9 protein-coding genes are annotated in these 6,915 nt (G+C 41.2%); all 9 read left to right on the top strand.

The features are described from left to right. The first annotated feature begins 105 nt into the window (after window positions 1-105). The 9 genes from ACOV1R_RS04000 to ACOV1R_RS03960 all read left to right on the top strand — a co-directional run bounded on the left by ACOV1R_RS04000 (window position 106) and on the right by ACOV1R_RS03960 (window position 6,866). A complete protein-coding gene (locus ACOV1R_RS04000) occupies window positions 106-303 on the top strand; it encodes a hypothetical protein (RefSeq protein ID WP_054519273.1) in 198 nt (65 codons plus the stop codon). Further along, entirely contained in the window at window positions 281-457 is a 177-nt protein-coding gene (locus tag ACOV1R_RS03995) for a hypothetical protein (protein ID WP_054519272.1), read from the top strand. The genes ACOV1R_RS04000 and ACOV1R_RS03995 overlap by 23 nt, the downstream gene beginning before the upstream one ends. Next, window positions 426-935: an HNH endonuclease gene (locus ACOV1R_RS03990; RefSeq protein WP_054519271.1), complete on the top strand. Its 510-nt coding sequence runs from the start codon at window positions 426-428 to the stop codon at window positions 933-935. The genes ACOV1R_RS03995 and ACOV1R_RS03990 overlap by 32 nt, the downstream gene beginning before the upstream one ends. 196 nt (window positions 936-1,131) lie before the next feature. Further along, window positions 1,132-1,587 (top strand): phage terminase small subunit P27 family, encoded by a 456-nt coding sequence (locus tag ACOV1R_RS03985; protein WP_054519270.1) that lies wholly within the window; start codon window positions 1,132-1,134, stop codon window positions 1,585-1,587. A gap of 35 nt (window positions 1,588-1,622) precedes the next feature. After that, window positions 1,623-3,521, top strand: a complete 1,899-nt coding sequence (locus tag ACOV1R_RS03980; RefSeq protein ID WP_128485022.1) for a terminase large subunit — start codon at window positions 1,623-1,625, stop codon at window positions 3,519-3,521. Continuing rightward, window positions 3,511-3,705, top strand: coding sequence for a DUF1056 family protein (locus tag ACOV1R_RS03975; RefSeq protein WP_021357851.1), 195 nt, complete (start codon window positions 3,511-3,513; stop codon window positions 3,703-3,705). The genes ACOV1R_RS03980 and ACOV1R_RS03975 overlap by 11 nt, the downstream gene beginning before the upstream one ends. A 2-nt stretch (window positions 3,706-3,707) precedes the next feature. After that, entirely contained in the window at window positions 3,708-4,901 is a 1,194-nt protein-coding gene (locus tag ACOV1R_RS03970; RefSeq protein ID WP_128485023.1) for a phage portal protein, read from the top strand. Beyond that, window positions 4,879-5,634 (top strand): head maturation protease, ClpP-related, encoded by a 756-nt coding sequence (locus tag ACOV1R_RS03965; RefSeq protein WP_128485156.1) that lies wholly within the window; start codon window positions 4,879-4,881, stop codon window positions 5,632-5,634. Before ACOV1R_RS03970 ends, ACOV1R_RS03965 begins: the two co-directional genes overlap by 23 nt. After that, window positions 5,634-6,866: a phage major capsid protein gene (locus ACOV1R_RS03960; protein ID WP_128485024.1), complete on the top strand. Its 1,233-nt coding sequence runs from the start codon at window positions 5,634-5,636 to the stop codon at window positions 6,864-6,866. Before ACOV1R_RS03965 ends, ACOV1R_RS03960 begins: the two co-directional genes overlap by 1 nt. The last annotated feature ends 49 nt before the right edge of the window (window positions 6,867-6,915 follow it).

Genomic DNA, 6,915 nt, shown 5'->3' with positions numbered 1-6,915 from the left:
CCGTCCACGCAAGGTCTTGGGATGGAAAAGTCCAAGTGAAGTTTTCTTCGGCAAAAAGTTGCGCTTGATTTGACAATTCGTCACATACGATTAGGAGGTAGCACAATGCAAAAAAGCTTTAATTATCAAGATGGTTTTGGTGAGGAACTAAGCCTGGCAATTAATCCATCAAGTGGTTTCTTATTGGCTACCGATGATGTTGGTGGAGACAGTGTAGCAATGTCAATTAGCTTTGATGAGTTGAGACGGCTAGCTAAGCTGATCGATGACGAGGTGTCTCATGGCGAAAATGATAAGAAGTAAATACGGGTACGAGCCACCTGAATGGGTGCAGGCTGATTCCCGGCTAGATAAGTGGTACAAGGATAAGCGTCGTGCTAAACAGCATGGCGCTTTTAGTTTGGATAGGAAACGGAGGAAACAACATGCCAAGGACAAGAAGATGCCGCTATCCTAACTGCCATGCGATGGTCACTTTCCCTGACCACTATTGTCAGCAGCACTATGAGCATGAAGCTGAGTACTTGGCTAGTCGGCAACGTTGGGCACGTAGCAATGACAAACAATACACACACAAGTACAACACGGTTACACGTTATCGTAATGAGGATAAGCGTCAGCAATACAGCTTCTATCGGACAAGGCAATGGTCACATCTAAGGCAACAAGTCCTAGAGCGTGACCATTACTTATGTGCTTACTGCAAAGTGCAAGGCGTCATCAAACCTGCTAAGACTGTGGATCATATTGTACCGATTGAGTTTGACGAAACACTGAAAGCTAACATTGATAATTTAGCTGTAATCTGTGGGAGTTGTCATCGTGCTAAGACGGACTGGGAGCAATCATACTATGGCACTGGTCAAGGCAACGAGTTGCAAAGCGTAACGCCAATCAATGATGTATCAGCAATCGTTGTGTTAATGAGCAATTGATTTATTGGCACTTGTCGTTCGATTTGAGCGGCTTTAAATTTATGAATGTAGTTAGTCACGATGATAATTAAAACAACCCCCGCCCCCTAACACGTCCAAAAAAGAGCACACACATTGGCGTTATTTTGTGATAGAAACAATTTTTGAATTTTTTAGGTAGGGGGGGTCACCAAAATGATGAAAGGAGACATATAAAATGAAAAAAGTTGATAAAGACGTCAACGATGGTCAATTATCACGCACACCGCCAGCTTACTTAGGACGGCAAGCTAAGGTCGTTTGGCGTCGATTAGTGCCTTTTTTAGAAGATAATACTCCAGTTAAGCGCATTGATAGCGGACATGTAGAGCAATATGCTTCCCAATACGAGATTTATCGCAATGCGTATAAACATATTCAGGAAAACGGTGAAGTCCAAGCAATCTATAAAACGTTGCAAGATCAGACCGGTAAAAAAATTGGTCGGGACTTCGTAGGCTACAAGCGTAATCCCATGACGCAAATTTATGATTCAGCCGTAAAAAATCTAACAAAGTTAGGCGCTGAATTGGGACTGTCTCCTAAGTCACGTAGTGATTTGCTTAAATTAAACTTAGATGACCATAAAGACGAGCGAAGTATTAGTGATCGTATGAAAGAATTTCTAGGATGATAAAAAAAGACTGTTTCTCAAAGGGGGTGATTAATTTGCGCATTGATTTAACTCAAACCCATGATGTTATTGGAACTTATCAATCATTAGACTGTTCAGAAGTTCGCCAGCAATACACTGACCCAGGCACAAAATATGCCTTTGAAGTTCTTGATGAGAAGGTGACTGCTGGTTATTTAATTAAGTTAGCAGCCTTCCGCCATATTCGAGATTTGCAACGGCAAGGTAGCGTTGGATTCCCGTTCGCTTACTCAGTAAAACGAGTGGACCAAGTGCTTAAATTTGCTTCCATCTGTCCGAACGTTGATACAGGCGAACCAACTAAGCTCATGCCATGGCAAAAGTTTATTATGGCTATGCTAATTGGCTGGCGTAATGATGACGGTGGCAAGCGTTTTTCACGGGCTATTGTTTCAGTTGCACGAGGCCAAGGTAAAACTTATCTTATGGCGATTATTACTGCCTATAGTTATTTAATTGAGTCATTGGGACTATCTAACCAAGATTATTTAGTTTCATCAATTAACTACAAGCAAACGAGCAAGATTCTAGGCTACATTAAATCAATGTTAGCCAAGATTTCAACTATTGAGCCATTTAAGTCATTGATTGCTGATAGTGGGCTAGATACTCGGACATTGTCTTCACAAGCGGACCAAGTTGTGATGAGCAAGACTAATAACAAGCTACGGGCGATTAGCCATGAGGCTGGTCAGTACGATAGTTTTCATTTTACAACTGCTATATTTGATGAAATTGGTGAAATTAAGACACGACAAAAAATTTCTAAGATTGTTTCAGGCCAAGTTAAGGTGCGCAATAAGCAATTTATTCAAATTTCAACGGCATATCCTGATCCCACTGTTCCATTCCACGATGATGAGCGTATGATTCAGCAAGCCATGGAACAAGATTATTTGCGAGATGCTGATACATATTTGGGACTTATTTGGTCACAGGACAATCTGGACGAAACTTATAAGCCCGATATGTGGGTTAAAAGTAATCCCTTACTAGATTTGCCAAGCCAACGAGAAGTGTTGCTGAACGGTTTGACAGATAAGCGCGATTCTGACGCTTTGTCGGGCACACTCAACGATTTCCAAAATAAAAACCTTAACTTGTGGCTAGAACAATCGACCGACAGCTTCTTGAAACTTCCTGACGTTGAGCGAGCTATTATATCATCATTTAATTTTGATGATCGGCAAGTCTATATTGGATTTGACTACTCGATGTTTAGTGATAACACGGCGCTAGCGTTTGTATTTCCTTATCGTGATAATAATGACAAACCGAGATGGTTTATTTATCAGCATAGCTTTATCCCCTGGCAGAAAGCTGGTTCGATTGAAGCTAAAGAGAAACAAGACGGTATTAATTATCGGGACTTAGCTAAAAAAGGATTTTGCACAATCAGTAGTCATCCGCAAGGACTAATCAATGACGAACAGGTTTATCAATGGTTGCTTAACTTTGTTGAGCGTCACCGGTTAGAGGTGGTATTTTTTGGTTATGATGCTTGGGGAGCCACACCAACTATCAAACAGCTAGAGCTTAATTCTGGTTGGCCGTTACAAACCATTCGACAGCGGACTAGTGAATTGAAGGATCCAACTAAGTTTTTGCAGAAGATGTTTGTCGAAGGGTCGGTTGACCGACTTGATGATCGAATTATGGAAAAGGCGCTACTGAATGCAGAAATATATGAAGACAAAGTTGGTATTCAAGTTGATAAAGCTAAGGCCACGTTGAAGATTGATGTGGTAGATGCGTTAATTGACGCCTTATTCCAAGCCATGTATCACTTTGAAGACTTTGCAGACGTAAACAATTCTGATAAACAGGTCGAACGCATGAACGAAAAACAAGTTCTCGAATGGTTTAATAACCCAGAGTCGGGATTGCTAGGAGATGATATTAATGATTTTTAAACAATTTTTTGCAGCTATCTGGCATTACTTTGATGTGCTGTGTTTTATTCTAAGTATGATTGCTGGGGTATATGCAGCCTTTTTATTTGGACAGGCACAGGGAATTCTAGCAACCGCTGTAGCCTTGTTTTTAATTGGCTGGCTTTCAGAAGTCGTAACAGCTGGCCAAAAAGGAGATGATTAATAATGCCCTTTTTTGAACCACCAACGGCAAAGAATAATTCAGTTAGTATTCAAAGCGTGCCAGTAGACGACGATAATATCGTTAATTTTTTGTCACCAACTGGCGACAATGATTATGTTAGTGCCAAAGACGCTTTGGAAAATTCAGATATTTATTCAGCAGTTAACCAAATATCTGGAGACTTAGCCACAGTGCAATTAATGGCTAATATGCCACGAGCACAAGGAATTTTAAACAATCCTAGCACGACAGCTAACGGTCACACGTTTTGGCAGTCTATGTATTCACAATTGTTATTGGGTGGTGAATGCTTTGCATATCGCTGGCGCAATCCTAACGGTTTAGATTTGCGTTGGGAATATTTGCGACCTAGCCAAGTGCAAACTTACTTATTAGATGATGGCAGTGGCTTAACCTATACGGTTACCTTTGATGAGCCTAATTTGGGCGTCCTTCAATATGTACCACAGTCTGACATGATTCATATTCGCTGGGCTAGTACCGATGGCGGTATGACGGGTAACAGTCCATTAAAAGCATTATCGAGTGAGTTACAAGTCAAGAGTTCGTCTAACAGTTTAACGTTGGCTGCATTAGCACGTTCAATTAGCGCTCCTGGCGTCCTATCTATTCAGCACGGTGGGCTGCTAAGTGAGAAGATGAAGGCCAGCCGTTCACGTAACTTCATGAAACAGGTGAACAAGTCAAACGGTGGCCCGGTAGTTATTGATCAACTTGAAGATTACAAGCCACTAGAAATGAAAGCCGATGTTACTAAGCTGTTAAGCCAAACAGATTGGACGAGTAAGCAAATTGCCAAAGTCTTCGGCATTCCTGATAGTTATTTGAATGGCCAAGGTGACCAGCAAAGTAATATCGACCAAATTAAAGGCATGTACACCAACGCCCTTAATCGCTATTTACAGGCGATTTTAGCTGAACTGGATAATAAGCTTAATGCTAAGATAACGGCCAATATACGGACTGCTGTAGACCCATTGGGAGACTCATTTGCAGCCACCCTATCAGGGCTAGCTAAAGATGGCACAATTGCTAATAATCAAGCAACTTGGTTATTACAGCAGACTGGTTATTTTCCAGATGAAATGCCTGATGCTAAGAATCCAGCGACACAACAAGTTGTAATTCAATCGGGAAAAGGAGGTGATAATGATGACAAAGAAAGTGATGATTAAAGGCGATATTGTTGATGATCAAACAGCTAGTTTCTATCAGTTCTTTGGAATGCCAGCAGTATCACCTTCGGGTGTTGCCGACATTTTAAATGATGACAGTGGCGATGACGATGACGATGGTGACGATGAAGCACTTGAAGTTGACATTGCTTCCAATGGTGGCGATGTTTTTGCTGCTAGTGAGATTTACACCATGCTAAAGAATTATGCTGGCAATGTAACAGTTAATATTCAAGGCTTAGCCGCTAGTGCGGCAAGCGTGGTTGCTATGGCTGGCGATCATATCAACATCTCACCAACTGCTCAGATTATGATCCATAAGGCTTGGTCACAACCAGCTGGTAATGCTGACGATTTGGAGCACGAAGCCAGTATTTTAAATGGCATTGATCAGTCGATTGCCAGTGCTTATGAAGCTAAAACTGGCATGGAGCAAGCTGACTTGCTACAGTTAATGGCAAACGAAACGTGGTTAACCGCTAGTGATGCCGTTGATAAGGGCTTCGCTGACGAAATTATGTTTGCTAATGATCAACAATTGCAACCGGTTAATGCTATTTCACATATTCCACCTAAATCTGCAGTTAATAAGCTAATGAATCTCATTTACAAGGCGGATAAGGATAAAGCTAAATCGTCTAAAAAAGAAAATACTACTAATAGTCAATCTGCTGAATTACGAAACAGCAAATTGGCTATTTTATTTGGTAAAAATCAAAAGGAGGCCAACTAATGGCTAATATCAACACAATGAATGATGCTTGGATTGCCCAAGGGCAAAAGGTATCAGACTTAAACGACAAGTTAAACGCAGCTGTCCTTGACGACAGCTTTGATCAAGACAAATTTAAAGCAATGAAACAAGATCGTGACAATGCGGTTGCCCGACGTGATGCTTTACATGAACAATTGGAAGAAGAACGCAAGGCGCAAGAAATTACCAACATGGATGATAAGGACAAGACCCCACTTGATGATGACGAAAAAGACATCAAAGCTAAATTCATCAAGAACTTCAAAGGCATGATTAAAGGCGACCCGAAAGTTATGAACTTGGTAACTTCTTCTACCGACTCATCTGGCAACGCAATTGGTTTGACTATTCCTCAAGATATTCAAACGGCAATTAATGCGCTGGTTCGCCAATACGATTCATTACAACAGTATGTTAATCGGGAAGCTGTTACAACTCAAACTGGGTCACGAGTTTACGAAAAGTGGACTGACGTTACTCCGTTAGCTGATTTAGATGATGAAACTGCTACTATTGGTGATAATGATGATCCTAAGCTATCCATTATCAAATATACGATTCATCGGTATGCTGGGATTACTACCGCTACTAATTCGTTATTAAAGGATACGGCTGACAACATTTTGGCTTGGCTGTCTCAATGGATTGCTAAGAAGGTTGTTGTTACTCGCAATACTCAAATCATTGCAGCGATGAACAAAGCGCCTAAAAAGCCAACCTTGTCTAAGTTCGATGACATTATTACGATGATTAATACTGCCGTTGATCCTGCCATTAAATCTACATCGTTCTTAATGACAAATACGTCAGGTTTCAATGTGCTGTCCGAGGTTAAGGATGCTATGGGCCGCTACTTATTACAACCAGATCCAACACAACCTGATCAATATTTAATCCGTGGTAAGCGGATTGTAGAAGTAGCTGACAAATGGTTGCCTAATGTTGGGACTGTGTCAGCACCAGCTTATCCACTTTACTATGGTGATTTATCACAAGCGGTAACTTTGTTTGACCGAGAAAATGCTTCCTTATTGACTACCAATATTGGCGGTGGTGCCTTTGAAAAGGATCAAACTAAGATTCGTGTGATTGACCGTTTTGATGTTGAAGCTACTGATACGGATGCCTTTGTTGCAGGTTCATTCAGTACAATTGCTGACCAACCGGCCAACTTTGCGGCTAGTGCTGCTTCAACGACCCCTGCGAAGTAATTAGCCAACTATGTCGCCAATAAATAAACAATACAGTAACAATCTGGGC

The organism is Lactiplantibacillus sp. YT640, assembly GCF_049745435.1.
Lineage (GTDB): Bacteria > Bacillota > Bacilli > Lactobacillales > Lactobacillaceae > Lactiplantibacillus > Lactiplantibacillus plantarum.
Note: the sequence above shows the minus strand (reverse complement) of the source record. Positions and strands in the feature narration are given on the sequence as shown.

What these genes read in the sequence shown, in the direction of transcription:
- ACOV1R_RS04000 (WP_054519273.1), top strand. Translation starts at nt 106, where the DNA reads ATGCAAAAAAGCTTTAATTATCAAGATGGTTTTGGTGAGGAACTAAGC.
- ACOV1R_RS03995 (WP_054519272.1), top strand. Translation starts at nt 281, where the DNA reads ATGGCGAAAATGATAAGAAGTAAATACGGGTACGAGCCACCTGAATGG.
- ACOV1R_RS03990 (WP_054519271.1), top strand. Translation starts at nt 426, where the DNA reads ATGCCAAGGACAAGAAGATGCCGCTATCCTAACTGCCATGCGATGGTC.
- ACOV1R_RS03985 (WP_054519270.1), top strand. Translation starts at nt 1,132, where the DNA reads ATGAAAAAAGTTGATAAAGACGTCAACGATGGTCAATTATCACGCACA.
- ACOV1R_RS03975 (WP_021357851.1), top strand. Translation starts at nt 3,511, where the DNA reads ATGATTTTTAAACAATTTTTTGCAGCTATCTGGCATTACTTTGATGTG.
- ACOV1R_RS03970 (WP_128485023.1), top strand. Translation starts at nt 3,708, where the DNA reads ATGCCCTTTTTTGAACCACCAACGGCAAAGAATAATTCAGTTAGTATT.
- ACOV1R_RS03965 (WP_128485156.1), top strand. Translation starts at nt 4,879, where the DNA reads ATGACAAAGAAAGTGATGATTAAAGGCGATATTGTTGATGATCAAACA.
- ACOV1R_RS03960 (WP_128485024.1), top strand. Translation starts at nt 5,634, where the DNA reads ATGGCTAATATCAACACAATGAATGATGCTTGGATTGCCCAAGGGCAA.